General features: G+C 72.6%; 22 protein-coding genes. 4 read left to right on the plus strand and 18 right to left on the minus strand.

What is annotated here, in order from left to right:
* Positions 1–24 precede the first annotated feature (24 nt).
* From metK to ACPU2J_RS35840, 3 genes are all read right to left on the minus strand, one after another.
* Entirely contained in the window at positions 25–1,251 is a 1,227-nt protein-coding gene (gene metK / locus ACPU2J_RS35830) for a methionine adenosyltransferase (RefSeq protein ID WP_420078021.1), read from the minus strand.
* A 72-nt stretch (positions 1,252–1,323) separates the two neighbouring features.
* Positions 1,324–4,104, minus strand: a complete 2,781-nt coding sequence (locus ACPU2J_RS35835; protein WP_423835108.1) for a condensation domain-containing protein — start codon at positions 4,102–4,104, stop codon at positions 1,324–1,326.
* A gap of 205 nt (positions 4,105–4,309) precedes the next feature.
* Positions 4,310–5,782 carry a multicopper oxidase family protein gene (locus ACPU2J_RS35840; RefSeq protein ID WP_423835109.1) on the minus strand — a complete coding sequence of 491 codons (1,473 nt, stop codon included), beginning with the start codon at positions 5,780–5,782 and terminating at the stop codon, positions 4,310–4,312.
* Between the two features lie 299 nt (positions 5,783–6,081).
* On the opposite strand from ACPU2J_RS35840, the gene ACPU2J_RS35845 reads away from it, so the two are divergent.
* The 3 genes from ACPU2J_RS35845 to ACPU2J_RS35855 all read left to right on the plus strand — a co-directional run bounded on the left by ACPU2J_RS35845 (position 6,082) and on the right by ACPU2J_RS35855 (position 8,791).
* Positions 6,082–7,476 carry a pyridoxal phosphate-dependent decarboxylase family protein gene (locus ACPU2J_RS35845; protein ID WP_420078024.1) on the plus strand — a complete coding sequence of 465 codons (1,395 nt, stop codon included), beginning with the start codon at positions 6,082–6,084 and terminating at the stop codon, positions 7,474–7,476.
* Positions 7,477–7,565: 89 nt separating this feature from the next.
* A complete protein-coding gene (locus ACPU2J_RS35850) occupies positions 7,566–8,159 on the plus strand; it encodes a hypothetical protein (protein ID WP_399315372.1) in 594 nt (197 codons plus the stop codon).
* Positions 8,156–8,791: a DUF6875 domain-containing protein gene (locus ACPU2J_RS35855; protein ID WP_423835110.1), complete on the plus strand. Its 636-nt coding sequence runs from the start codon at positions 8,156–8,158 to the stop codon at positions 8,789–8,791. Before ACPU2J_RS35850 ends, ACPU2J_RS35855 begins: the two co-directional genes overlap by 4 nt.
* A gap of 69 nt (positions 8,792–8,860) precedes the next feature.
* Here the strand turns inward: ACPU2J_RS35855 and ACPU2J_RS35860 are convergent, their stop codons facing one another.
* From ACPU2J_RS35860 to ACPU2J_RS35915, 12 genes are all read right to left on the minus strand, one after another.
* The gene (locus ACPU2J_RS35860; RefSeq protein WP_420078026.1) at positions 8,861–9,697 is read right to left on the minus strand and encodes an alpha/beta hydrolase; all 837 of its coding nucleotides are present in this window, start codon (positions 9,695–9,697) and stop codon (positions 8,861–8,863) included.
* On the minus strand, positions 9,694–10,416 hold the full coding sequence (locus ACPU2J_RS35865; protein ID WP_361601070.1) for an indole-3-glycerol-phosphate synthase: 723 nt from the start codon (positions 10,414–10,416) through the stop codon (positions 9,694–9,696). Before ACPU2J_RS35865 ends, ACPU2J_RS35860 begins: the two co-directional genes overlap by 4 nt.
* Positions 10,413–11,150 carry an N-(5'-phosphoribosyl)anthranilate isomerase gene (locus ACPU2J_RS35870; protein WP_420078027.1) on the minus strand — a complete coding sequence of 246 codons (738 nt, stop codon included), beginning with the start codon at positions 11,148–11,150 and terminating at the stop codon, positions 10,413–10,415. The genes ACPU2J_RS35865 and ACPU2J_RS35870 overlap by 4 nt, the downstream gene beginning before the upstream one ends.
* Entirely contained in the window at positions 11,147–12,292 is a 1,146-nt protein-coding gene (locus ACPU2J_RS35875; protein ID WP_361601064.1) for an acyl-CoA dehydrogenase family protein, read from the minus strand. The genes ACPU2J_RS35870 and ACPU2J_RS35875 overlap by 4 nt, the downstream gene beginning before the upstream one ends.
* Positions 12,293–12,351: 59 nt before the next feature.
* On the minus strand, positions 12,352–12,726 hold the full coding sequence (locus ACPU2J_RS35880; RefSeq protein WP_030390275.1) for an ectoine synthase: 375 nt from the start codon (positions 12,724–12,726) through the stop codon (positions 12,352–12,354).
* Between the two features lie 67 nt (positions 12,727–12,793).
* Positions 12,794–13,834, minus strand: coding sequence for a tryptophan synthase subunit alpha (gene trpA, locus ACPU2J_RS35885; RefSeq protein ID WP_423835111.1), 1,041 nt, complete (start codon positions 13,832–13,834; stop codon positions 12,794–12,796).
* The gene (locus ACPU2J_RS35890) at positions 13,827–14,864 is read right to left on the minus strand and encodes a hypothetical protein (RefSeq protein WP_423835112.1); all 1,038 of its coding nucleotides are present in this window, start codon (positions 14,862–14,864) and stop codon (positions 13,827–13,829) included. The genes trpA and ACPU2J_RS35890 overlap by 8 nt, the downstream gene beginning before the upstream one ends.
* Positions 14,865–14,896: 32 nt before the next feature.
* Complete coding sequence (locus ACPU2J_RS35895; RefSeq protein ID WP_420078030.1) at positions 14,897–15,154, minus strand: acyl carrier protein; 258 nt, start codon at positions 15,152–15,154, stop codon at positions 14,897–14,899.
* Positions 15,151–16,716: an AMP-binding protein gene (locus ACPU2J_RS35900; RefSeq protein WP_420078031.1), complete on the minus strand. Its 1,566-nt coding sequence runs from the start codon at positions 16,714–16,716 to the stop codon at positions 15,151–15,153. The genes ACPU2J_RS35895 and ACPU2J_RS35900 overlap by 4 nt, the downstream gene beginning before the upstream one ends.
* Positions 16,713–17,561, minus strand: a complete 849-nt coding sequence (locus ACPU2J_RS35905) for a MaoC/PaaZ C-terminal domain-containing protein (protein ID WP_361601049.1) — start codon at positions 17,559–17,561, stop codon at positions 16,713–16,715. Before ACPU2J_RS35905 ends, ACPU2J_RS35900 begins: the two co-directional genes overlap by 4 nt.
* Positions 17,558–18,811: a beta-ketoacyl-[acyl-carrier-protein] synthase family protein gene (locus tag ACPU2J_RS35910; RefSeq protein WP_365082019.1), complete on the minus strand. Its 1,254-nt coding sequence runs from the start codon at positions 18,809–18,811 to the stop codon at positions 17,558–17,560. Before ACPU2J_RS35910 ends, ACPU2J_RS35905 begins: the two co-directional genes overlap by 4 nt.
* Positions 18,812–18,892: 81 nt before the next feature.
* The gene (locus ACPU2J_RS35915) at positions 18,893–20,104 is read right to left on the minus strand and encodes an aminotransferase class I/II-fold pyridoxal phosphate-dependent enzyme (protein WP_361601043.1); all 1,212 of its coding nucleotides are present in this window, start codon (positions 20,102–20,104) and stop codon (positions 18,893–18,895) included.
* A 318-nt stretch (positions 20,105–20,422) separates the two neighbouring features.
* On the opposite strand from ACPU2J_RS35915, the gene ACPU2J_RS35920 reads away from it, so the two are divergent.
* Positions 20,423–21,325 (plus strand): AfsR/SARP family transcriptional regulator, encoded by a 903-nt coding sequence (locus ACPU2J_RS35920; protein ID WP_361601040.1) that lies wholly within the window; start codon positions 20,423–20,425, stop codon positions 21,323–21,325.
* A gap of 220 nt (positions 21,326–21,545) precedes the next feature.
* Here ACPU2J_RS35920 and ACPU2J_RS35925 read toward each other — a convergent pair whose 3' ends face one another.
* The 3 genes from ACPU2J_RS35925 to ACPU2J_RS35935 are packed head-to-tail and all read right to left on the minus strand — an operon-like array spanning position 21,546 to position 23,544.
* Entirely contained in the window at positions 21,546–22,298 is a 753-nt protein-coding gene (locus ACPU2J_RS35925) for an SDR family NAD(P)-dependent oxidoreductase (RefSeq protein ID WP_361601037.1), read from the minus strand.
* Positions 22,295–23,278, minus strand: coding sequence for a 3-oxoacyl-ACP synthase III family protein (locus ACPU2J_RS35930; RefSeq protein WP_361601034.1), 984 nt, complete (start codon positions 23,276–23,278; stop codon positions 22,295–22,297). Before ACPU2J_RS35930 ends, ACPU2J_RS35925 begins: the two co-directional genes overlap by 4 nt.
* Positions 23,279–23,289: 11 nt before the next feature.
* Positions 23,290–23,544, minus strand: a complete 255-nt coding sequence (locus ACPU2J_RS35935; RefSeq protein WP_030390264.1) for a hypothetical protein — start codon at positions 23,542–23,544, stop codon at positions 23,290–23,292.
* Positions 23,545–23,696: the final 152 nt, after the last annotated feature.

Below are 23,696 nucleotides of genomic sequence, written 5' to 3' on the forward strand. Positions count from 1 at the left end.
CCCGATCGGGAGGGCAGGCGGGCGCTAGGCGCGGGAGGCAGCGGCCTTGAGGCGGTCGGCGCGGTCGGTGCGCTCCCAGGTGAAGTCGGGCAGCTCACGGCCGAAGTGGCCGTAGGCGGCGGTCTGGGCGTAGATGGGGCGCAGCAGGTCCAGGTCGCGGATGATGGCGGCCGGGCGGAGGTCGAAGACCTCGTTGATGGCGTCCTCGATCCTGGCGATGTCGGTGGTCTCGGTGCCGAAGGTCTCGACGAAGAGGCCGACGGGCTCGGCCTTGCCGATGGCGTAGGCGACCTGGACCTCGCAGCGTGAGGCGAGGCCGGCGGCGACGACGTTCTTGGCGACCCAGCGCATGGCGTAGGCGGCGGAGCGGTCGACCTTGGAGGGGTCCTTGCCGGAGAAGGCGCCGCCGCCGTGGCGGGCCATGCCGCCGTAGGTGTCGATGATGATCTTGCGGCCGGTGAGGCCGGCGTCGCCCATCGGGCCGCCGATCTCGAAGCGGCCGGTCGGGTTCACCAGGAGGCGGTAGCCCTCGGTCTCCAGCTTGATGCCGTCGTCGGCGAGCCGGGCGAGGACGTGGTCGACGACGTGCTCCTTGATGTCGGGGGCCAGGAGGGCTTCGAGGTCGATGTCGGAGGCGTGCTGGGAGGAGACGACGACGGTGTCGAGGCGGACGGCCTTGTCGCCGTCGTACTCGATGGTGACCTGGGTCTTTCCGTCGGGGCGCAGGTACGGGAGGGTGCCGTTCTTGCGGACCTCGGACAGGCGGCGGGAGAGCCGGTGGGCGATGTGGATGGGCAGGGGCATCAGCTCGGGGGTCTCGTCGCTGGCGTAGCCGAACATCAGGCCCTGGTCGCCGGCGCCCTGCTTGTCGAGGTCGTCGCCGTCCTCGCCGGTGGCGGCGCCTTCGACGCGCTGCTCGTAGGCGGTGTCGACGCCCTGGGCGATGTCCGGGGACTGTGCGCCGATGGAGACGGACACGCCGCAGGAGGCTCCGTCGAAGCCCTTGGCGGAGGAGTCGTAGCCGATGTCGAGGATCTTCTCGCGGACGAGCTGGGCTATCGGGGCGTAGGCCTGGGTCGTCACTTCGCCCGCGATGTGGACGAGGCCGGTGGTGATCAGGGTTTCGACGGCGACGCGGGAGGTGGGGTCCTGGGCGAGCAGGGCGTCGAGGATCGTGTCGCTGATCTGGTCGGCGATCTTGTCCGGGTGTCCCTCGGTCACGGACTCCGAGGTGAACAGACGACGGGACATGTCACTCCTGGTGGTGTGGGACGAAGGTGTCGGTTGGGACGGGTGGGATGGGTGGTCGGTTCGGGGGGCGGGTCAGGGCCGGGTGGTGGTGGCCGCGGCGGTCTGCAGGGTGCGGGCGAGGGCCCGGACGGGGTCGGGGCCGCCGCGCGGTGCGGTGGTCAGGGTGCCGCCGATCGCGACGAGGGGCGGGTGCCAGCCGTGTGCGGCGATGCGTTCGGCGACCTCGCAGGCCAGGGAGCCCGCGCCGGAGAACCCGCCCAGCAGGAGCGGTTCGCCGCGGGCGAGGGCGGGGCGCAGGGCGGCCAGTACGGTCCGGGCGTCGGCGGGCGGTGCCACGGTGGTCAGGGCCTGCGGGCCGGGGTAGGCCGCGGCGAGGGCGTCGTAGCAGGTGGGCGGGGCGTCGGGCGGGGGGACCAGGCAGATGGTGCCGGTGCCGGTACGGGCCGCCGCGCGCAGGATCCGTAAGGTGCGGGCGGATGCGGATGCGGATGCGGATGCGGATGCGGGTGTGGGGGCGAGGGTGCGGGGCTGCGGCACGGCGTCGAGGAGGGCCACGGCCTGGGCGACGGTGGCGGTGGGGCCGGCGGTGTCGGGCAGGGCGCGCAGCAGCAGGGCGGTCTGGGCGAGGGTTTCGGCGGCGTCGGTGTCGGTGATGCGGGAGCGGTCGTGCACGGAGGTGAGGACGAGGCCGCCTTCGGTGTCGTGGTGTGCGGTGAGGGTGTAGAGCAGGGCGGTGTGCGCGGCGACGGCTTCGGCGGGGTCGATGCGGATGCCTTCGGCGGCGAGCTCGGCGTGGACGGGGTCGTCGGCGGAGCCGGGGGGTGCCGTTGCCTCGAAGGTGACGAGGGTGTCGCGGCCGGGTCCCTGGCGGGTTCCCTGGCCGGGGGCACGGCTGTGACCCGGGTGCGGGCCGGGGCCGGGGCCCGGGCGGGAGGCCGGACCGGCGCCCGCGGCGACGGACGGGCGCCGACCGGCCGAGGGCGAAGGCCTCTTGGCGGGGCCGTCGGTGGGAACGGGGCCAGGCCGGGCGGCGGCGCAGGCGGCGGCCGCAGCGGCAGACGGCTCGTCGGCGGCGGCTTCCGGGCTCGCGGCGGCGTCGACATCGGGTGAGGGCCGGCCCGTTGCGGACTGCGGCGCGTCGGCGGGGCCTTCGCCCGGGGGCGCGTCGGCGCACCTCACCCGACTCGCCTCGAAAGAAGCCGCGTTGGCGGGAGCTGCGCCCGGGCCGGTGGCGGGATGAGAATCGGCGTCGGTGCCCGCAGCGGCGGACGCAGGCCTGCCGGCCTCGGAGGACGGCTCGTCGGCGGGGGCGGTGCCCGGGGCCGCGGCGGGATGCGAATCGGCGTCGGTGCCCGCAGTGGTGGGCGGGGGGCAGCCGGCTTCTGCGGACGGCTCGTTGACGCTCGCGTCGGGTGAGGTCCGGCCCGTGGCGGACTGCGGCGCGTCGGCGCACGTCGCCCGACTCGGTTCGGCGGGCGGGGCCGGATGGGGGCGGGGTGGGTGTTGGGTCGGGGGGAGCCATTCGTAGGCGGAGGCCTGGAGGGTCTGGTCCGTGAGGGTGGCCAGGACGTCGGCCAGTGGGGTGGTGGGGGTGATGGGGGTGTGGAGGGGGACGGCGTTGCGCAGGGGGCCGGGGAGGCGTTCGGCGCCGGGCAGGGGGATGCCGCGGCCGGAGACGGTGGCGGTGAAGGCGACCGCGGGTGCGTGGGGGGTGGCGCGGTGGAGCTGGAGGGCCCAGACGGCGTGGAGGGCGGTGCTCTCGGCCGCGCCCCGGGACGCGGCCCAGGTGCGCAGGCGCATTGCCTCGTAGGGGGTGAGGCGGTGGCGGTTGCGGCCGTGGCCGCGTGGCGGGTGGGCGGCGTCCGGGGCGGGGTGGGGCGGGTGGGGTGGACCGGGCAGGCCGGCGGCGTCTGCGGGGGGCGTGGTGCGGGCCCAGTACGCGCGGGCGGCTGCGGTCTCCTGGCGGGCGATCCAGCGCAGGTGGTCGCGGATGTCGGGGCGGCGTTCGCTGCCGGCGGGCCGTCCGTCGGCGAGGTAGGCGCGGTGCAGGGTGCGGCGGAGCAGGCGTGCGCTCCAGTCGTCGAGGAGTGCCTGGTGGTAGGTGAGCAGCACGCGGTGGGCGTGGTCGGGTTCTTCCAGCAGGGCGATGCGCAGGGCGGCGCCGGGGTGGCGCAGGTCGAACTCCCGCATCCGTTCGGCGAGGAGGAGGGTGTGCCAGTCGGCGCTGCCGCGGGGGTGGCGTTGCAGGTGCGGGGTGGCGTGGGGGTGGACGGTGAGGTGTGGTGCGCTGCCGGGTGTGGTGGGGGCGGTCAGTGCGGTGCGCAGTACGGCTTCGCTGTCGTGGAGGGTCTGCCAGGCGGCGGTGAGGCGGCGGGTGTCCAGGGGGCCGTTCCAGCGCCAGTGGAGTTGTCCGATGTGCAGGGCGGCGCCGGGGTGGGTCATGGCGTCGAGGAGCAGGTCGTGCTGGAGGGGGGTGAGCGGTGGTGGGTCATCCGGTTCCGGTGCGGTGGGTGCGGCGGTCCCGGTGGGTGCGGTGGTCCCGGTGGCTGTGGGGGGTGTGTCGGTGGGGGTGGTGTGCGGGTGGGGCCGGGGGTGCGGGGTGCGGGTGGTGTGGTGTTCCCGGTCCCCCGCCGTGGCGCCGGTGAGCAGGTCGGACAGGCGTCCGGCGGGGAACGGCGGCGGGGGCAGGGTGAGGGTGTGGTGGTGGGCGGTGTGCCGGTGCAGTGTGGGTGTGCAGGGGGGCAGCAGGGCGAGGGCGGCGGTGAGGGCGGCAGGGGTGAGTCTGCCGTGGAGGTCGAGGGAGGTGGGAGGGCCGGGTGTGAGGACCACGGTCATGGCCATGGTGTCGGTCACCGGTTTCCCTCCTCTTCCCTTTCGCTTTCGGACGCATGAGGGGACTCGTGGGGGACACGGCCGGACATGGTCTGTTGTCGAGGATTCTTCCGCCGGGTCCTCGGCCCGTCCTTGAGCGCGCATCGAGCGGTGGCGACCCGGGTGGGGCCGGTCCGGGCCGGTCGTGGGCGGGCCGCGCCCGGCTGGGGTGGTGCTGCGGTGGGGGTCATCTGATGCGGAGGTTGGCCATCATGCCCATCGCGGAGTGGTCCAGGAGGTGGCAGTGGTAGACGTAGGTGCCGCGGTAGGTGTCGAAGGTGGCGTGGAGTCCGACCGTTTCGCCGGGGAAGAGGCGGACGGTGTCCTTCAGGCCGGCTTCGGCGGGTGAGACGGGGGCGCCGTTGCGTTCCAGTACCCGGAACTGGACCAGGTGCATGTGGAAGTTGTGCGGGACGAGCTTGTTGGTGTTGGTGACGGTCCAGATCTCCGAGGTGCCGTGGGTGATGGTCTGGTCGATGCGCTGGGGGTCCCAGACCTGGCCGTCCATGAACCCCCGCGGTTCCTGGCGGCCGTCCTCGTCCATGCTGAGGACGACGGTGCGTTCGACGGTGGCCTTCGCCATGGGTGGCAGGGTGCGCAGGACGTCGGGTATGCGGCTGGGGTCGGGGGCGGTGCGCACGACGTCGAAGCGCAGGACCTTGCCGACCTGGTCGGGGGTGCCGGGGCCGAGGGTGTTCTCCAGGACGATCTTGGTGCCGACGGGGTAGCGGGAGAAGTCGATGACGACGTCGGCGCGTTCGGCCGGGGACAGGCCGATGGTGTCGGTGGTGAAGGGGCGTTCGAGCAGTCCGCCGTCGGTGCCGATCTGGGTGATGCGGCCGCCGTCGGACAGGCGCAGCTGGAAGAAGCGCATGTTGGAGGAGTTCAGGAGGCGGAAGCGGTATTTGCGGGCGGCGACTTCGAAGTAGGGGGTGGGGCGGCCGTTGGCGAGGATGGTGGTGCGGCCGAAGACGTCGTCCATGACGTAGACGAGCTGTCCGGTGTCGTCGAAGCGGGCGTCGCGCAGGGCGATGGGGACCTCGTACTGGCCGGCGGGCAGGGGCAGTGAGCGTTCGTTGTCGTCGCTGAGGAGGTAGGTGCCGGACAGGCCGCGGAAGACGTGTTCCGATTCCATGTGGTGGGCGTGGTCGTGGAACCACAGTCCGGCGGCGGGCTGCTGGTTGGGGTAGCTGTAGATGCGGGAGGCGCCGGGGGCGACGGTGTCCATGGGGCCGCCGTCGTTGTCCGGGGAGACGTTGCCTCCGTGCAGGTGGACGGCGACGGGCATGGTGAGCTGGTTGCGGTGGCGGATGACGACCTTGCGTCCGCTGCGGGCGCGCAGGACGGGTCCGGGGAAGTGGCCGTCGTAGGTGAGGACCTTGGTCTGTGCGCCGGGGATGATCTCGCGTGCCGTCTCCTTGATGGTGACGGTGTAGGTGTCCTGGCCGCCGAGGGTGGAGATCGGGGAGAGCACCGCCGGGAGCGGCATCCGTACGGTGAAGGGCGGCGGGAGGGTGACCTTCGGGGCGCCCGCGGCGGGGGTGTTGGCGGTGGCCCGTGCGGGGTTGGCGGTGAGCAGCGGGGTGAGTCCGCCGGCGGTGAGCAGGCCGGCGCCGGTGGCGGCGAGGGCGCCGCCCAGGACGCTGCGTCTGGTGACCATGGTGGTGTCCTCCTGGGAAGGGGGTGGGTGGTGGCGCGGGGCCGCGCCGGGGCGGGCGTGTCGGTGCCGCGGGCTGCCGGAGCGCCGGTGGTCGTCTCAGCCGGTGTCCCCGCGCAGGTGGCGCGCCGCGAGTGGACCAGACGCGGCTTGCGCGGGGCTCGAGTGCGGATGGTGTGCGCGGGTGCGGCGTTGCGCGGGCCTTGCGGGGGCTGGGCGAGGCTCCTCGTGCGTACGTACGACCGCGTACGCGCGACCGTGCCGTCCCGTTGTGGGGGCGGCCTGCTGGGGGGAGGCTCCCCGTGGACCTGCGGGATCTGCACGACTTACGTCAGTGGCTGCCGCGTGCGCTGGCGGTGGCGGAGCGGTGGGGCGGGCAGTTCGGCCCGTACGAGAGCCATCCGGCGCACCGGGTGGACGGTGCCGCGTTCGGGGAGGCCTTCGAGGCGCTGGCGAAGCGGATGGACGACAACTATCCGTTCTTCCATCCGCGGTATGCCGGGCAGATGGTCAAGCCGCCGCATCCGGCGGCCGTGACGGGCTATCTGACGGCGATGCTGTTCAATCCGAACAACCATGCGGCCGAGGGTGGGCCGGCGACCACGGAGATGGAGCGTGAGGCGGTCGCGGCGCTGGCGGGGATGTTCGGGTTCGAGGCGCATGTCGGGCATCTGACGACGAGCGGGACGATGGCGAACCTGGAGGCGCTGTACGTGGCCCGGCAGGTGCATCCGGACCGTGGGGTCGCCTACAGCGCGGAGGCCCATTACACCCATGAGCGGATGTGCCGTGTCCTGGGCATGGAGGGGCACCGGGTGCCCGTCGACGGGTGCGGCCGGATGGACGTGGACGCGCTGGAGGGTGTGCTGCGCGGCGGGCGGGTCGGCACGGTGGTGGTGACCACCGGTACCACCGGGCTGGGGGCGGTCGACCCGGTGCACGAGGTGGTGGCGCTGGCGCGCCGGTACGGGGTGCGGGTGCACGTGGACGCGGCGTACGGCGGTTTCTACGCGATCCTGGGCCGGGCCGGTGAGGGCGGGGTGGATCCGGCTCCGTGGCGGGCGATCGCCGCGTGCGACTCGGTGGTGGTGGATCCGCACAAGCAGGGGCTGCAGCCGTACGGGTGCGGGGCGGTGCTCTTCCCCGATCCGCGGGCGGGGCGGCACTTCGCGCACGATTCGCCGTACACCTATTTCACCGATGCGGAGCTGCATCTGGGCGAGATCAGCCTGGAGTGCTCGCGGGCGGGTGCGGCGGCGGCCGCGCTGTGGCTGACGTTGCAGGTGCTGCCGCTGACCGTGGAGGGGTTCGGGAGGATCCTGGCGGCGAACCGGCGGGCGGCGCTGCGGTGGGCGAACCTGCTGTCCGCGTCGGAGGAGCTGGAGCTGTACCAGCGGCCGGAGCTGGACATCGTGACGTACTTCCCGGTGACCGCGGCCGGTTCGCTGTCGTCGGTGGACGCGGCGTCGGGGCGGCTGCTGCGCGAGGGCATGACGGCGCAGGCGGATCCGGTGTTCGTGAGTGTGCTGCGTGCGGACGCGGAGGCGTTCGTGCGGCGTCATCCGCGGGTGGTGCGGGACGCGGAGGCGGCGCGGGTGGTCCGCAGCGTTCTGATCAAGCCGGAGTTCGAGTCGTTCCTGCCGGTTCTGCACGCCCGGGTGGAGGAGCTCGCGGCGCACGGCCGTGCGTCCCGGTGACGACGCCCTCCTCTCCCCCGCCCCGGTTCCCCCGCTCCCTTGTCTCTCCCCCGTCTTCCTTCTCTTCGCTTTCCGACCGGAGGTCTGTCTTGTCCGCACCTTCTTCCCCGAGCCGGCTGGGTCCCTCGGCTGTGGGCCCGCTGTCCGAGCTCCTCGCCTCGTGCTTCCACCAGGACGCCCTGACGCGCTGGATGATCCCCGACGACCGGCGGCGGGCCGAGCTGCTGCCCGGCTTCTTCCGGGTGTTCGTGGAGCTGTCCGCCGCCCATGAGGGGGTGCTGACCGCGGGTGACGGCGAGGCGGTGCTGCTGTTCCTGCCGGCCGGTGCCGTGGTGGACGAGGAGGCCCTGGACGGGGCCCTGTCCGCCGCGCTGGGCGGGTACGCGGAGGCGATGCGCACCATCGCCTCCCTGCAGGCGCAGGGTCACCCCGCCGGCCGGCCGCACTACTACGTCTCCTTCGGGGCGGTGCGTCCCGGCCGTCAGAAGGGCGGGCTGATGTCCGCCCTGCTGGAGCGGATGCTGCGGCGGGCGGACGCCGAGGGGGTGGGCACCTACGTGGAGGCCAGCTCTCCCGGTGGTGAGGCCGCCAGCCGCCGGGTCGGCTTCGAGCGCCTGGGCCCCGATCTGGTCCTGCCCGGTGACGGGCCCGTCCTGCGACCCATGTGGAGGGACCCCCGATGAGGGGCGACGATCTGATCCAGTCGTGGACCGCCGGCGAGATAGCCCGCGGGGAGGCACCGCCGCATGCTCTCGGCCCGTTGCTGAAGATCCTGGCGTGGAGCCGGGAGTTCCTGGTGAGCAGTCACCCGGAGCTGGGCCGCAGCGGTCCGGTGTGCCCGTACACGCAGCCTTCGCTGCGCAAGGAGCTGTTCCATCTGGCGCTGCCGTCGGCGGACTGCGAGGACCTGGCGTCGGCGGTGGACTCGCTGCGGACCCGTCACGCGGTGCTGTCGCAGCCGCTGTCGGTGGAGGACCGGGAGCTGTTGACGATCCTGCTGGTGCTGCCGGGCTTCGATCCGACGGACTCGGTGGAGCTGGACGAGCTGCAGCGCAAGGCGAAGGACGAGTTCGTGGCGGAGGGGCTGATGATCGGTCAGTTCCATCCGGTGTGCGAGGAGCCGGGCCTGTACAACGAGGCGTTCCGTCCGCTGCGTGCGCCGTTGCCGCTGCTGGCGGTGCGCAAGCTGCTGGTGTTCGATCTGCCGTTCCTGGTGAGTGACGACGCGCACATGGAGCACTATCTGCAGCGGTTCGCGCCGGGGTTGCCGGCGCGGGTGCGTGATCAGCTGGTGAGCCGGGTGGTTGCGCTCTGACCGTGGTGGGTGTGCGGCTCCGCGCCGGTGGCCTTGGCCGCCGGCGCGGAGCCGTTTTCGGTGTGCGGGTCAGGGGGTGAGGCAGTCCTCGAGGAAGGCGAGGACGCGGTGGTGGTAGGTGGGGGCGGTGTGGCCGAGGCTGATGTTGTGGCCGGAGGCGGGCAGGTGGTCGACGCTGACGCGGGGTGCGGCGGTCAGGCGGGCGGTCATCGCGTCGAGGGTGGCGGGTGCCAGGTGCCACCAGGCTTCGTGTTCGGCGAAGGTGAGGCGGACGGGTATGCGGACGCGGGGGGCGAGTTCCTCGTACTGGGCGGGCCAGCGCAGGGTTTCGGCGGATTCGCGGGGCGGGGTGGGGGCCAGGAGGGTGCGGCTGGCCCGGAAGGTGCCTGGCGGGTAGAGGTGGAGGGGGCCCCAGTTGAGGCGGGTGGCTCCGGCGCCGAGGGTGGAGGGGAAGTGCAGGGCTTCGGGGTCGTAGGTGTGGCCGACTCCGGAGGCGTCCAGGCCCAGGAGGGGGGTGGCGCCGTCGGTGGCGGCGGTGTGGAGGGCGACCTTGCCTCCGTCGGAGTGGCCCAGGAGGAGGACTCCGGCGCCGATGTCGTGCTGGGCGGCGTGTTCCTTCAGGGCGGCGTGGAGGGTTTCGGCCTGGTCGGGCAGGCTCTGGCCGTCGGGCAGCTGGTGGGCGGAGTGGCCGTAGCCGGGGCGGTCGACGGCGAGGACGGCGTGGCCCGCGGCGGTGGCCAGGGGGATGAAGGCGTTCCAGTAGGCGGCGCGCATGCCGCGGCCGTGGATGGCCAGGACGGTGGAGCGGGGGGTGGTGCGGTGGTCGGGGAGGGCCAGCAGGGCGGACAGTTCGATGCCGGCGGCGTTGAGGGTGTAGGGGCGGATGGTCGGGGTGGGTGTGGTCATCGCAGGGCCAGCCCTTTCCGTGCGCCGGCCATGGTGTCCACCCAGGCCTCGGGTGAGCCGGTGCGCAGCAGTGAGGTGCCGACGAGGAGGCCGCCGAATCCGGCGTCGAGGAGTCCGGCGGCGGTGGTGGGGCTGTCGATGCCGCTGGCGCTGACGGGGCAGGCTGCGCCTGCGGCGCGGACGGCGGGCAGGAGGTCCAGGGAGCGTCCGAGGTCGCCGGCGTCGCGTTCGCGGGTCTTGATGTCCTTGTTGTTGACGGCGATGACGCATTCCTGGGGGTGGTGGACGGCTTCGAGTTCGGCTTCGCGGGTGATCTCGACGAAGGGGGTGAGGCCGGCCAGGAGGCATTCGGTGACCAGGGTGCGCATGCTGGTTGCGGGGAGCAGGGCCGCGGTGAGCAGGACGGCGGAGGCTCCGAGTTCCTTGGCGGTGCGGACCTGGTCCTTGCGGGTGATGAAGTCCTTCTGGAGGAGGGGCAGGGGGGTCAGGGCGGCGACGTCGCGCAGGAGGGCGGGTGAGCCGCCGAACCAGCGGCCGGTGACGACGGAGATGCAGGGTGCGCCGGCTCTTTCGTAGGCGCCGACGATGGCGGCCGGGGTGCGGCCGCCGAGCATGTCGTAGCCGTGGGCGTCGCGTCGTTTGACTTCCATGACCACGGGGGTCGGGGAGGCCTGGAGGGCCTCGAGAAAAGGGAAGCCGGTCCGGTGGTTCGCGGTCATCGTGAGAGCTCCAGCTGGGGGTGGTCGGTGGTGGGGGCGGTGGTGCGCCAGGCTCGGGCCAGGGCGGCGATCTGCGGGACGGCGAAGGCTCCGGTGTGCGGGGAGCGGGCTGCGGTGTCGACGTCGATGCCGCGGAATCCGGGGTGGGTCACGATGTCGTGGTAGGCGGGGCGGGCTGTGGGGGTGAGGCCTCCGGCGAGGAGGAAGGGGCGGGTCAGGCGGGGCAGCAGGGGGGTGATGCGGTCGGGGTCGAGGGCGGCGCCGGTGCTGCCGATGCGGCCGTCGCCGGTGGCGGTGTCGAGGAGGAACAGGTCGGTGCCGGCGCGGTCGTAGGCGCCGATGAGGGGGCGTTCGACGCAGTGGCCGTCGGGCTGGACGTGGAGGACCTTGACGATGCCGGTGTCGGCGGGGAGGGCCTCGCGCAGGGCGCGGACGGCGGCGGGTGGCTGGTAGGCGTGGAGTTGGACCCAGCCGACGCCGGTGCGGGTGACGAGGTCGGTGAGGTGGTGGGGGTCGGCGAGGAAGGTGACCAGGACCGGCAGGAGGCCGGTGGAGCGGGCCGCCGCCGCGAGGGCGGCGAGCCCGTCCTGGTCCAGTTCGCTGGGGCCGCCGGGGACGCCGTGCCAGAGGCCGACGCAGTCGGCCCCGGCGGCCGCTGCTGCTTCGATGTCGTGCGTGGTGGTGGCCCCGCAGACCTTGAGCAGCGTCGGGGACGGGCGGGGGGTGGTGCTCACTTGCCCAGTCCCAGGGTGGAGGCGATGCGGTTGTACTGGATTTCGTTGGTGCCGGAGTAGATGGTGCCTCCGACGGCGTTGCGGACGTCCTGTTCCAGGCCGAGTTCGGCCATGTAGCCGTGGCCGCCGAAGATCTGCACGGCGGTGAGGCTGGTGGCGAGGTTGCTCTCGCTGGTGACGAGTTTGGAGATGGCGAGGTCGGTGGTGATGTTCTCGCCGGCCTGGAGCTTTTCAGCGGTGTCGTAGAGCCACTTGCGGGCGGTCTCCAGCTGGATCTTGGTGTCGACGATCTTGTTGGCGATCGTCTGGTACGAACCGATCGCCTTCCCGAAGGACTTGCGGGTCTTGGCGTAGTCGACGCATCGGTCCAGCCGGTGCTGCATCTCTCCGACGTTGACGATGAAGGAGAAGAGGATTTCGCGTTTCATGACGTGGTCGAGGACGAGGAAGCCGCCTCCGACGCGGCCGAGGACGGCGCTCTTGGGGACGCGTACGTCGTCGAAGAAGAGTTCGCTGAGCGGTGAGGTGCGCAGGCCCATCTTCTTGAGGGGTTTTCCGGCGGTGAGTCCGGGGGTGTTGCTGTCCACCAGGAAGGCGGTGGTGCCCAGGGGGCCGCCGTCGGGGTGGGTGCGGGCGTAGACGACGATCACGTCGGCGATGGGGCCGTTGCTGACGAAGACCTTGCTGCCGTTGATGACGAAGTCGTCGCCGTCGCGGACTGCTCTGGTGGTCATGGCCATGGCGTCGGAGCCGCCTTCGGCCTCGGTGATGGCGTGGGCTCCGATGGCTTCTCCGGAGCAGATGTGGGGCAGGTAGCGCTCCTTCTGTTCGATGGTGCCGAACTGCTGGAGGGGGATGCCGGTGGAGCAGATGGAGGTGGTGATGCAGAAGCTGAGGCCGGCGTCGCGGTTGTACTCGCCGAGTCCTTCCAGGACGTACATGGTGGTCAGGAGGGACTGGCCGAGGCCGCCGTGGTCCTCGTCGAAGGGCAGGCCGAGGATTCCGGTCTTCTGGACGAGTTTCCACTTGTCGTGGGAGAAGGCGGCCTGGGCGTCGAGTTCGATGTGGTCTGCGCTGAGTGCGTCTCCCCATCGTTCCAGGCCTTCGCGCAGTTCGGCCTGGTCGGCGTTCCATCGGATCACGAGGGACCCCTTTTGTGGATGCGGTGGCGGGCGGGCGGGCCGGTGGTGGCCGGGTGCCTCTAGTAGGCGGAGGAGGAGTGGGCGTCGAGGCTGTGGACCTCGTCGCCGCGCAGGGCGGGTGAGAAGACGCAGACCAGGCGCAGGTCCTCGTGGGGGCTGGCGACGAGGTAGTGGGCGTCGTGCTGGTCGAGTGCGTACATGCGGCCGGGGACGATCTCGTGGGAGGTGCCGTCGAGTTCGATGACCTCGCCGGAGCCCTCGATGCAGTAGCAGGCCTCGAGGTGGTTGACGTATTCCAGGCGGGACTTGGTGCCGGCCAGGACGGTGGTGTCGGTGAGCGAGTAGCCCAGGCCGTCCTCGGCGAGGAGGAAGCGGCGGCTGAGGCCGTTGCCCCACTCGACGGTCTTCACGGACTCGATGTCGCGAACGATCATGGGATTCTCCCGGTGTGTGGGTGGTTCTGGGTTTTCGGATGAGGGGTGGAGCTCTCTTTCGTGCCGGTCAGGCGGTGTGGTGCGGCTGTGCGGGCAGGACCTGGCGGACGAAGGTCCGCATGGCCTCGGTGACGTCGGTGCCGCTTTCGCGGGCCCGTTCGACGGTGGCGACCGCGGCGGAGCCGATGATCGCGGCGTCGGCGCCGGCTGTGCCGACGGCTTCGACGTCCTGCCGTGTGCTGACCCCGAAGCCGACGGCGATCGGGGAGTCGGTGTGTGCCCGCAGGGCGGTGACCGTTTCGGCCAGTGCGGCGTGGCCGGTGGCGGGGGCGGTTCCGCTGCGTCCGTAGTGGGCGACGAGGTAGAGGTAGGCGGTGGCTTCGGCGGCGGCCTGGGCGCGGGTGGCGGGCGGGCTGTTGGTGTAGCAGGTGGTGACGAGGGGCAGCCCGGCGGCGAGGGCGGATGCGCGGTAGGCCGGGCGCAGGCGCGGGGGCAGGGCGTGGACGAGGAGTCCGTCGGCTCCGGCTGCGGTGATCCGGGCGGTGGTGGTGGCCGGGTCGAGGTGTTTGAGGGTGTGGCTCCAGTCGGCGAGGAGGGCGATGCGCAGCCGGCGCAGGTGGGGGCGTACGTCGGCGATGAGGGTGAGGACGTCGTCGAGGCCGGCGCGGCCGGTGTCCAGGGCGCGGCGGGCGGAGCGGCGGATGACGGGGCCGTCGGTGACGGAGTCGGGGAAGGGGACGGCCAGTTCGAGGCAGTCGACGCCTTCTTCGTCGAGCATGGGGAGCAGGTCGCGCAGGGCGGGCAGGGGCGGGTCGCCGGCATTGAGGAAGAGGGCGAGTCCGGGTGCGGTGCCGGGGCGGCGGGTGGGGAAGAAGGGGGCGGGGCCGGTCGTGGGGGTCGGGGCCGTGGTGGTCCCCGCCCGGGGGGCGGCCGGCGGGGCCGGGTCGTGGGCGGTGCCGGGTGCGGTGCCCCGTGCGGTGGCGGTGGCGGTGGCAGCGCCGGGTGCGGTGGCGGTGGCGGGTGCGGGTGCGGTGGCAGCGCCGGGTGCGGTGGCGGTGGCGTTGGCGGGTGCGGTGGCGGTGGTGGGTGGGGTGGTGGTCCTAGGCACCGGTCACCGCCAGGGTGCGGCGGCCGGGGGTGGCGGCGAGGCGGCGGGCGAGGTCGTGGGCGGCGCCGGAGTGGACGGCTTCCTCGGCGACGGCGACGGCGGAGGGCCAGTCGCGGCGGGCGCCGGCGGCGACGACGAGGGCGGCGGCGCCCAGGCAGACGGTGCGGGTGGCGATGCGGCCGGCGGTGCCGGCCAGGACGGACAGGAAGTGGGGGGCGGCGGTGGCGGGGTCGGCGGGCCGCAGGTCGGCGAAGGAGCCGTCGCCGGGGGTGAGTTCGCCGGGCCGGATGATGCGGGTGAGGCTGTCGTGGCCGTGGATGGTGTTGGTGGCGAAGGGCAGCAGTTCGTCGGCGCCGGTGTCGTTGGTGGTCAGCCAGATGCGGCGGGAGGTGGTGCTGCGGGCGAGTTCGCGCAGGGTGTCGAGGGGTGCGGTGGCGGAGACTCCGGTGACCTGTGCGGTGACGGGGAGTTCGGCGAGGAAGGGGCCGAGTGCGTTGAGGAACCGGCCGAAGGGTTTCATGCTGTGCGGGGCCACGGTGCGGGCGATGCGGGTGAGCTGGGTGGGGTAGACGTAGGGGCCGGCGAAGGCGATGCCGTGGGTGGCGAGGGTGTCCTCGGTCTGGGTGTGGGTGGAGGTGAGACGGACACCGAGCCGTTCCAGCAGGTCGACGGAGCCGAGGGAGCTGGTGTAGGCGCGGGAGCCGGTTTTGACGACCTTGACCCCGGCCGCCGCGGCGACGAACGCCGCGGCGGTGGAGATGTTGAAGGTCTTGGGGCCGCCGCCGGTGCCGACGACGTTCACGGTGCCCTCCCAGCCGGTCGCCGCCGTGGCGGGGCGGCGTTCGGCGAGGGAGTCCAGCAGGTGGCGCAGGGTCTGGTGGTCGGGCAGCCGGCTGGTCAGTGAGGCCAGCAGGGCGAGGACCTCGGCTGTGTCGAGGGTGCCGTCGCCGAGCAGGTCCCACCAGGACCGCCAGGTGTCGCGGCCGACCGGGGTTCGCTGCTCCAGCAGGCCGGTGAGTGCGTCGTGCACGGTCGGTCTCCGTCTCGTCGTGCGTCGGGTGGTCAGGCGGCCGCGGTGCGGCGGGAGGTGGTGATGAAGGCGTCGATGGCCTCGACGCTGCGGAAGTTGTTGGGGTCGAGGTCGGCGTCGCCGATGGCGAGGTCGAAGCGGTCCTCGACCCAGGCGATGAGCTTGAGGACGCCCAGGCTGTCGATGACCCCGTCGTTGAGGAGGTCGTGGTCGGCGGCGAGCTCGGAGGCGGCGGTGCCGGGGAGGAACTCGGTGATGACGAAGTTCTTGATGGTGTCGACGTTGCTCATGACGGGATTCCTTCGGCGAGAGGTGCGGCGGCGGGTGCCGGCGCGTGTGTGGTGGTGGACGGGGTGACGAGCGTGTGCAGTGCCTTGCGGTCGACCTTTCCGGTGGCCGTCTTGGGCAGGGGCTCGTCGGTGACGGTGAGCTGGTGGGGTACGGCGGCCCTGGGCAGGTGGCGGGCGCAGTGGGTGCGCAGCTGCAGGGCGGTGAGGGTGGTTCCGGGGGCCCGGTGGACGCCGGCGAGGAGTTTCTTCCCGGCGATCGGGTCGGGCTGGGCGGCGACGCCTGCTTCGAGGACGTCGGGGTGGTCCTGGAGGACGCGTTCGATCTCGGCGGTGTTGACGGCGACTCCGCGGACCTTGACCTGGAAGTCGGTGCGTCCGGTCAGGTGCAGGGTGCCGGCGGCGTCGCGGTGGACGAGGTCGCCGGTGCGGAACCAGCGGCGGTCGTCGAGGCCGAGGGGGTGGGGGGTGAACTTGTCGGCGTGGCGGGTGCGGTCGAGGTAGCCGCGGGTCTGGAAGGGGGTGGAGACGTACAGTTCGCCGCTGCCGGGTCCGTGGACGGCCTGTCCGGTGTCGGGGTCCAGGAGGAGGGCGTGGACGCCGGGCAGGGGGTGCCCGATGGGGACGGGGGTGGTGGCGGGCCGGGTGGGGTCGACCTCGTGGACGAAGCTGTCGTTGGTCTCGGTGCAGCCGTAGATGTTGTGGATGCGGGCGTGGGGGAAGAGGCCGGGCAGGGCGGTCAGGGTGCGTTCGGCGATGGCGTCGCCGGTGAACATGACGTGGTCGACGCCGGGGAAGGTGTCGCCGGTCTTGGCGGCGGCGTCCTGGAGGAGTCCGAAGGCCATGGGGACGGCCTGGATGACGTCGACGTCGTGGCGCAGGACCAGGTCGCGCAGGTGGCGGCCGTGGGCGGCGAGGGCGGGGTCGACGAGGACGACGCGGGCGCCGCGGGCGAGGGAGGTCCACACGTCCAGGAGGCAGAGGTCGAAGTTGAGGGGTGCGTAGTTCAGGACGGTGCGGCCGGGTCCGATGGTGAAGGCGCCGGCGGCCCAGCGGGTGAAGCGGTCGACGGCGTCCAGGCCCAGGGGGACGATCTTGGGGAGGCTGGTGGACCCGGAGGTGGTGAGCATCAGGGCCGTGCGGGCCGCTTCGGCGGGCGGGAGGGGGCGGGCGGGGGTGTCGGGGTTGGGGGTGACGCGGGCCGCCTGGCCGCCGGGGGCCAGGACGTGGGTGCAGCCGGCCTGGGCGAAGAGGTCGGCCAGGAGGGTGTCGGCGAGGGCGGGTGAGGGCAGCAGCAGCGGCCGGTGGGACAGCAGGCAGGCCAGGACGAGGGCGACGGCGGCCGGGGACTTGTCGGCGAGGACGCCGACGGGGGTCGTGGGGTCGAGGTCGAGGCGGGCGAGGCGGTCGCGTTCGCGGCCGGCCTGCTCGTACAGCTCGCGGTAGGTGGTCTCCTGGCCGTTGAAGAGCAGGGCGGTGGCGTGGGGGCGGTCGCGGACCTGGGTGAGGAATCCGCCCAGGAGGCCGAGTTCGACGGTGGGGGCCGGGGTGTGGGGTGTGCTCATCGCGGGCCTGCCTGCGCGGGGTCGGCGAGCTCGATCCAGCCGGACTTCACGGCGGTGCCGGCGGGGGTCTTGGCGGTGAAGCGGACGACGCGGGCGGTGGTGTCGGGCTGCAGGGCGATCTCGAGGGGGACGCCGGGGGGCACGGGGGCGGAGAAGCGGCAGCCCAGGCCGCGGACGCGGGCGGAGTCGCCGGCGGCGAACCGGTCGACGCTCTCCTCCACGGCGAGGGCGACGACGCTCATGCCGTGGGCGATGACGGTGTCGAAGCCGGCGGCGCGGGCGGCGTCCTCGTCGAGGTGGATGGGGTTGAGGTCGCCGGAGGCGTGGGCGTAGGAGCTGATCCAGTCGGTGGTCAGGTGGTGTACGGCGCTCTGGGGGGTGCCGGCTCCCTGCGGGGCGGGGGCGGGCGGGGCGGCGGTGACGTCGCCGAAGGGTTCCAGGGTGCTCGCGCCGACCAGGAGGGCGGAGATGACCAGTTCGGCGAAGGGTGCCGGGCCGTCCTCGCCGGTGAGGCGGACGTGCAGGGCGATGCGGGCGCCGCGGGGCTCCTTGCGGATGCCGGCGACTTCGAGGGCGACGGTGACCTGTTCGCCGGGGCGGACCGGGCGCAGGGTGCGGATGTCCTGGCCGAGGTGGACGACGGAGACGGGTCCGGGTTCGGCGGCGGTCAGGGCGGCGACGGTCTGTTCGGCGACGGTGTGGGCGAGGACGAAGGTGTGGACGGGGGACGCCTGGCCGGGGCGGGCGGTGGGCAGGCCGGGGCGGGCGGCGCCTCGGTAGTCGGTGATCTCGGGTTCGGTGACGGTCAGGGTGCGGACCGGGCTGGGCAGCGACAGGAGGGTCATACCGGCGTCACCACCAGGGAGGAGTTGTGGCCGCCGAACCCGAAGGAGTTGGTGAGGGCGGGTCCCGGGCGTACGGGGCGGGGTGTGCCGTGGACGACGTCGATGTCCATTCCTGGCTCCTGCTGTTCGTGGTTGGCGGTGGGCGGGACCTCGCAGTGGCGCATGGCCTGCACGGTGGCGACGAGTTCGACGGCTCCGGCGGCGCCGATGAGGTGGCCGATGACCGACTTGGGTGCGGTGACGGGGGGTTGGGCGGTGCCGAAGACCTTGGTGAGGGCGGCGGCTTCGGAGCGGTCGTTGTAGGGGGTGGAGGTGCCGTGCGCGTTGACGTGGACGATGTCGGCGGGGGTGAGTCCGGCGTCGGCGATGGCGCCGGCCATGGCGGCGGCGGCTCCGGCGCCGTCGGGCAGCGGCATCGCGAGGTGGTGGGCGTCGGCGGTGGCGGCGTATCCGGCGACCAGGCCGTAGGTGGTGGCGCCGCGGGCGCGGGCGTCTTCGAGGCGTTCCAGGACGACGAATCCGGCTCCTTCGCCCATGACGAATCCGTCGCGGTCCTTGTCGAAGGGGCGTGAGGCGTGTTCGGGGTCGTCGTTGCGGAAGGAGACCGCGCTGAGGTTGCCGAATCCGGCCAGGGTGACGGGGGTGAGGGTGTGTTCGGTGCCGCCGGCGATGACCAGGTCGGCGCGGCCGGTCTGCAGGAGCATCAGGGCGTGGCCGATGGCGTCGGCGCCGCTGGCGCAGGTGTTGGCGACGGTCAGGGCGGGTCCGCTCCAGCCGAGCCGGATGGCGATCTGGGCGGCGGCGGCGTTGGGCATGGTCATCAGCGGCATGAGCGGGTTGACGCGGGCCGGGCCGCCTTCGGTGAAGTGGGCGGACTCCAGGTCGCTGGTGGCGCGTCCGCCGACGGCGTTGCCGACGACGATCGCGGTGCGGCCGGGTTCGGCGGTGGGTGATCCGGCGTCGGCGTGGGCGGCGAGGGCGGCGGCGGTGCCGTAGTGGGCGAAGGGGTCCATCCGGCGGGCGTCCTTGGCCGGGACGAGTGCGGTGAGGGTCTCCAGGCCGCGGACGCGGCAGCCGATGCGGACCCGGTGGCGGCTGAGGTCGATGTGGGTGAGGGCGGCGGCGGTGGACCGGCCGGCCCGCAGCGTGTGCCACAGCTCGTCCGGGGTGCACCCGCCGGGGGTGACCACGCCCATGCCGGTGATGGCGACGGGCGGTTGGGTCGAGCTGCCCCTGGACGGTCCAGGCATGTCTGCTCCCTTGGGCGGACTGGGTGGTGCGGGGTCTGGGGGTGGTACGGCGTGCCGGGGGTGCGGGGTGCCGGGCGGGGGTCAGATGATGCGGCACTCGCGGGCGGAGTCGATGAGGGCCTCGGCGGCGAAGGTGATGTCGGAGGCGGTGTGGGCGGCGGTGATGGCGATCCGCAGCCGGGCCAGGTCGTTGGGGACGGCCGGGGTGACCACGGGCAGTCCGATCGCACCGTTCTTGCGGTAGGTGGTGGCCAGGTCGTAGGCGGACTCGTCGGAGCCGGCGATGACGGGGACCACGGCGGTCTCGCTGTCGACGGTGCTGATGCCGGCGTCGTTGAGCAGGCCGCGGAAGCGGGCCGACTCGCGCTGGATGAAGTCCACGCGCTGGGGTTCGCGCTGCATGATGCGCAGGGACTCCAGGGCGGCGCCGGTCTGTGCTCCACCGAGGGCGGCGGAGAAGAGGAAGGGGCGGGCGGCGTAGCGCAGGTGGTGGATGAGTTCGGCGGATCCGGCGACCCAGCCGCCCATGGAGGGGATGGCCTTGGAGAGGGTGCCGAGCTTGATGTCGACCTTGACCTCGTGGTGGAAGTGCTCCTCGATGCCCTTGCCGGTGGCGCCGATGACGCCGAGGGCGTGGGCCTCGTCGACCATGAGGAGGGCGTTGTGGGCGTCGCAGACCTTGCGCAGGTCGACCAGGGGGGCGATGTCGCCGTCCATGGAGTAGACGCTGTCGACGATGACGAGGCGGACGCCGGTGTCGGGGGCGGCGGCCAGGCGGCGCTCGAGGTGGGCGACGTCGTTGTGGCGGAAGCGGGTGACGGTGGCGCCGGAGAGCTTGCAGCCGTCGACGATGCTGGCGTGGTCGTACTTGTCGATGAAGACGGTGTCGCCGGGGCCGACGATGGCGCCGACGGTGCCGACGTTGGCGGCGTAGCCGGAGCCGAAGACCAGGGCGCGTTCGCGGCCGGCGACCTTGGCGACCTCGGCCTCCAGCTCCTCGTGCAGGGGGGTGGTGCCGGCCAGGGCGCGCACCCCGTGGTTGCCGGTGCCGTAGCGGTCGACGGCGGCCTTGGCGGCGGAGACGACCCGCTCGTCGCCGGCGAGGCCGAGGTAGGAGTAGCCGGACATCATCAGCAGGCGGCGGCCGTCCTGGTCGGCGTAGGCGGAGTCCCGCTCGGCGGTGTAGGCCACGAAGCTGTTCTTGCGGTTGGGCTCGTACTCCAGGGACCGGACGCGGTCGCGGAAGTAGGCCAGCTTCGGCTGGAGCCGCTCCCATGCTTCGGATGCGTTCACGTGTTTCTCCTCGTCGCGATCGTCCGGCGGAGACGGAGACTCCATCGGCGCCCCGTCGTTTCTCCGGCCGGGCTCTAGTGGAATTCCATTAAGGCTCGGGGGGCGCAATAGCGGCGCAAGAGCGCGGCCACAGGCGGGCTGGAGCGTGGCCGGAGCCGTCCTCGAATTGCGAAGGGGAATGCGTCGACCTGGGGTTTTGTGGGGTGGTGACGGTTCGTCGGCTGCTGTTGACATGCCGAGAAGTCCCGCCGGTATCCTTCGAATCGCACGAACTTATGGGGGACACGGCCGGAAGCCGACCGTTTCGGAGAGTGCATAGTGCTGATCAGACTCATAGGTCTTGTCACGATCGAGCCGGACGGAGCACCGCCTCAACACCTCTCGAGCGCACAGGCGCAGGTCGCGTTCGCCCGGCTGCTCCTGGAGCGGGCCGGCGGTACCGACCGTGACCAGCTGGCCGAAACCGTCTGGCCCGAGGGCCTGCCGGACACCTGGGCGTCGGCGTTGCGGAGCCTGGTGAGCCGGGTGCGTACGTTCGTGACGACGCCTCAGGACCGGCCGGGGGTCACTCCCCTGGTCGCGCAGGGCGGCCGGTACATCCTGCGGGTGCCGCAGGACGCCGCGGTGGACGTGGAGGTCGCCGAGACCGCGGTGAGCGAGGCCGCGGAGGCGTACGCGGAGGGTGCCTTCGCGGTGGCGCAGCAGCTCGCGGCGGGTGCGGTGTCGAACCTGCGGGGTTCGTTCCTGCCCTCGCACGAGGGCGAGTGGGTCGACGCGGTGCGCGAGCAGCTGGAGGAGCTGCGTCTGAAGGCTCTGGAGACGGCGAGTCTTTCGTCGTCGGCGCTGGGTGACGAGCACCATGCGCTGCGGTACGCGGAGGAGGCGGTGCGCCGGGCTCCGTTCCGTGAGAGCGCTTACCGGTGCCGGATGGCCGCGCACACCAGGGCGGGCAACCGGGCGGAGGCGCTGCGCAGTTACCAGCAGTTGCGGGAGGTGCTGGCGGAGGAGCTGGGAATCGATCCGGCGCCGGAGACGGAGGCGGCGTATCTGGAGTTGCTGCGCACTCCGGAGCCGCGGCCGGCGTCGCGTGCGGTGACGTGTCTGGATCCGGTGCTGATGGGGGTGTTCGAGATGGACCACCGGGTGCCGGTGCCGCGGCCGTGTTCGCTGACCGAGCACGGGTGTGTGACGCACCGGGTGGGCTCCTCCCCCGCTGCCTGATCCCGGTCCGGGAGGCGGGAAGCCGCCGTCGCGCTGGTGCGCGGCGGCGGCTCGGTGTGCCCGGGCGCCCTGCCCCACCGCGGCCCTGTGCAGGCTTGCGGCCGGCGGGCCGTCAGGGGCGCCTGCGGGCGGGGCGGGCAGGTGTGCGGGGCGGGTACGGGTCGGCCCCGGCCTCCCTCGTGGGGGTGGGGGGCCGGGGCCGGGGAGGGTGCGGTGGGGCTCAGGTGATGGAGACTCCGCTGTCGATGGAGAGGACCTGGCCGGTCATGCAGTCCTGGTCGAGGAAGAGGCCGATGCTGCGGGCGACCTCTTCGACGGTGACGAAGCGCGGGATCGGCGCCTTGTCCTCCATGCCCTCGATCACCCGGTCGGGCAGGGTGTTGGTCATGCCGGTGATCATGAATCCGGGGGACAGTGCGTTGACGGTCACGCCGCGCCGGCCGCATTCGGCGGCGAGGGTGCGGGTGAAGCCGATCAGGCCCGCCTTGGACGCGGAGTAGGCGGTCTGGCCGGCGGTGGCGATGATCCCGGACGGCGAGACGACGTTGACCACCCTGCCCCACCTCCGGCGCAGCATGTGGGGCACGCTGGCGCGGGCGGTGTGGAAGGAGCCGATGAGGTTGGTCTGGATGACCTGTGCCCAGTCGGCGGGGTTCTGCATGGCCATGAGGCTGTCCTTGCGGATGGCCCCGTTGTTGACCAGGACGTCGACGGGTCCGAGTTCGGCGGTGATCTGCGCGTGGATGGCCTGGGTGGCCTCCCACGAGCCGACGTCGCCGGTGACCAGGACGGAGGGGTTGGTGAGTTTGTCCCGGACGGTTTCGGCGCCTTCGCGGGAGCTGTTGTAGTGCACCGCGACCCGGCAGCCGAGCGCGTCGAGTTCCAGCGCCAGGGCCTGGCCGAGGCCGCCGGAGGCGCCGGTGACCAGGGCGACCGGGGAGTCGGGCCGTACGCCCGCACCGTTCTTGCTCATGCCGCAGCACCCCACTCCATCAGGATGGAACCCCAGGTCATTCCGGCGCCGAAGCCTGCGAGCAGGACCTTGTCGCCGGTTTTGATGCGGCCCTCCTGGAGGGCTTCGCACAGGGCGATCGGGATCGACGCCGAGGCGGTGTTGCCGTACTTGTGGAGGTTGGTGATCAGTGCCTCCTGGCGCAGGCCGGTGTGCGAGAGGATCGAGTTGATGATCCGGATGTTGGCCTGGTGCGGGACGACGTGGTCGATGTCGGCGGCGTCGACCTTGGCGCTCTCGAGGGTCTCGCGGACGGTGCGCACGGTGTAGCGGACGGCGTTGAGGTAGATCTCGTTGCCGTTGATCTGTGCGTAGTGCAGGCCCGCGTCCAGGGTTTCCTGGGTGGTGGGCATGCGGCTGCCGCCGGCGAGGACCTTCAGGGAGCCGGTGCAGGAGCCGTCGGCGCCCAGGTTCCAGGCCTTGACCCGGTTCTCGGGGCCGGGCTGGATGACGATGGCTCCGGCGCCGTCCCCGACGAGGATGGACAGGTCCCGGTCGGCCGGGTTGGCCGTCAGGGTGTGGGTGTCGGAGCCGATGAGCAGGATCGGGCGCGGGTCGAGGGCGATCAGCGCCATGGCGGAGACGAGCCCGTAGACGAAGCCCGCGCACTCGGAGTTGACGTCGTGCGCGCTGCCGGCGATGCCGAGTTCGTGGTGGACGAACGCGGACGTCGCCGGGGAGGGCTGCTCGGGCGTGGCGGTCGCGACGATGAGGTGGGCGATGTCCGCGCCGGTCAGGCCCGCCTTGTCGAGCGCGCGCCGGCCGGCCTCGACGGCCAGGGAGGCGGTGGTCTGCCCCGGGTCGACCGCCCGCCGCTCGCGGATGCCGCAGCGGCTGACGACCCAGTGCTCGTCGACGCCGAAGCGTTCCGCGAGTTCGGAGCTGGTGACGATGCGTTCGGGTACGGACATGCCCCACCCGGTGATGTCGAAGCCGGTCACGTCACCCCCCGCTACGCCTGGGCCGGGACGAGGTCCACGATCTTCGCGTAGACGTCGCGGAGCGTGGTGGTGTCGTCGAGGTCGGCGAAGAGGGACTCGTCGGCCGGAATGTGCGGGTACTGGTTCTGGAATCCGTACAGCCACTCCATCAGGTCCAGCGAGTCGACGTCCGCGATGTGCTGGAGCGGGGCGTCGGGGCTGACCTCCGCGGCACCCGAGACGGCCTCGAGCTGGCTCGCCAGTTCTTCGATGGTGGGCAGCGACATGGGGTCGGTCCTCTCTCGGCAATGCAACTCGGCAGTGCGTGTCTGGTTTTCGAGAGTGATGAAATCCCCGGGGCCGCAAGGAACGCGCAACACGGGCGGGGCGGGTGTCCGGGGGGCGTCTTGCGCGGGCTTTGCGGGCGATCGGGTTTCCT

Origin of the sequence: Streptomyces manipurensis, from assembly GCF_049570255.1 — a bacterium.
Classification (GTDB): Bacteria; Actinomycetota; Actinomycetes; order Streptomycetales; family Streptomycetaceae; genus Streptomyces; species Streptomyces manipurensis.

What these genes read in the sequence shown, in the direction of transcription:
- metK (WP_420078021.1), bottom strand. Translation starts at nt 1,251, where the DNA reads ATGTCCCGTCGTCTGTTCACCTCGGAGTCCGTGACCGAGGGACACCCG.
- ACPU2J_RS35895 (WP_420078030.1), bottom strand. Translation starts at nt 15,154, where the DNA reads ATGAGCAACGTCGACACCATCAAGAACTTCGTCATCACCGAGTTCCTC.
- ACPU2J_RS35855 (WP_423835110.1), top strand. Translation starts at nt 8,156, where the DNA reads ATGAGGGGCGACGATCTGATCCAGTCGTGGACCGCCGGCGAGATAGCC.
- ACPU2J_RS35910 (WP_365082019.1), bottom strand. Translation starts at nt 18,811, where the DNA reads ATGCCTGGACCGTCCAGGGGCAGCTCGACCCAACCGCCCGTCGCCATC.
- ACPU2J_RS35925 (WP_361601037.1), bottom strand. Translation starts at nt 22,298, where the DNA reads ATGAGCAAGAACGGTGCGGGCGTACGGCCCGACTCCCCGGTCGCCCTG.
- ACPU2J_RS35865 (WP_361601070.1), bottom strand. Translation starts at nt 10,416, where the DNA reads ATGACCGCGAACCACCGGACCGGCTTCCCTTTTCTCGAGGCCCTCCAG.
- ACPU2J_RS35860 (WP_420078026.1), bottom strand. Translation starts at nt 9,697, where the DNA reads ATGACCACACCCACCCCGACCATCCGCCCCTACACCCTCAACGCCGCC.
- ACPU2J_RS35840 (WP_423835109.1), bottom strand. Translation starts at nt 5,782, where the DNA reads ATGGTCACCAGACGCAGCGTCCTGGGCGGCGCCCTCGCCGCCACCGGC.
- ACPU2J_RS35880 (WP_030390275.1), bottom strand. Translation starts at nt 12,726, where the DNA reads ATGATCGTTCGCGACATCGAGTCCGTGAAGACCGTCGAGTGGGGCAAC.
- ACPU2J_RS35900 (WP_420078031.1), bottom strand. Translation starts at nt 16,716, where the DNA reads ATGAGCACACCCCACACCCCGGCCCCCACCGTCGAACTCGGCCTCCTG.
- ACPU2J_RS35905 (WP_361601049.1), bottom strand. Translation starts at nt 17,561, where the DNA reads ATGACCCTCCTGTCGCTGCCCAGCCCGGTCCGCACCCTGACCGTCACC.
- ACPU2J_RS35935 (WP_030390264.1), bottom strand. Translation starts at nt 23,544, where the DNA reads ATGTCGCTGCCCACCATCGAAGAACTGGCGAGCCAGCTCGAGGCCGTC.